General features: G+C 66.4%; 2 protein-coding genes. Both read right to left on the reverse strand.

Annotation, left to right across the window (positions count from 1 at the left end; translation table 11 throughout):
- Positions 1-612 (reverse strand): IS91 family transposase (locus AC2FNC_RS20835; protein ID WP_496716592.1); only part of this gene is annotated, 612 nt, incomplete at its 3' end.
- Between the two features lie 12 nt (positions 613-624).
- A partial coding sequence (locus tag AC2FNC_RS20840; protein ID WP_496716594.1) for a tyrosine-type recombinase/integrase occupies positions 625-935 on the reverse strand: 311 nt, incomplete at its 5' end.

Genomic DNA, 935 nt, shown 5'->3' on the forward strand with positions numbered 1-935 from the left:
CAGCCCTTCCAGGAACAGGCGCCGGAACAGCCGGGCCAGGACGCGCACGGGCAGAAGGAAACCAGGGCGGCAGGCGATCCAGCGTGTAGCGTCAGGTGACAGGCCGCCGCCGGGCACGATCATGTGGACATGCGGGTGGTGGGTCAGCGCCGAACCCCAGGTATGGAGTACAGAGGTCATGCCCACGCGGGCGCCAAGGTGCCGGGGATCGGCGGCGATGGTCGTCACGGTCTCGGCTGACGCTCGGAACAGCAGGCCGTAGACCGCCGTCTTGTTCCAGTAGGCGATCCGTGCGATCTCCGCCGGCAGGGTGAAGACCACATGGAAATACTCCACCGGCAGCAGGTCATCGGCCCGTGCTGCCATCCAGTCGCGCGCGGCCGGCCCTTGGCACTTCGGGCAGTGCCGGTTCTTGCAGGAATTGTACGCGACATGCCGGTGACCGCATTTGGCGCAGGCTGCCACATGCCCGCCGAGCGCCTCGGTCCGGCAGGCTTCAATCGCCGACATCACCCTGAGTTGGGTGAGGCTGACATGCCCGGCATTGGCCCGCCGCCATGCGGGACCATGGGCGCGAAAGATGTCAGCGATCTCAAGCCGCGGGCGGGGCACCACCCTGGTCCGCTACTCCCGGCTTCGATCCTGCAGCTTGGCCAGCGTCTCGTAGGGGCTCGCCGTGTCACGGATCAGCTTCGTGGCGACATGTGTGTAGCGCTCCGTTGTTTCGAGTTTGGCATGCCCGAGCAGGACCTGGATCACCCGCACATCCGTACCGGCCTCCAGAAGGTGCGTCGCGAAGCTATGCCGCAGCGTGTGCAGCGTGCTGCCCGGCTTCTTGATCCCCGCGATGTGCTTTGCCGAGCTGAAGGCGCGGTGGAGTTGGCGCGACGAGAGGGGGTTGATCTTGGGCTTGCCCGGAAACAACCAGCCCTCAG

Source organism: Ruegeria sp. BHSA123, assembly GCF_059613425.1.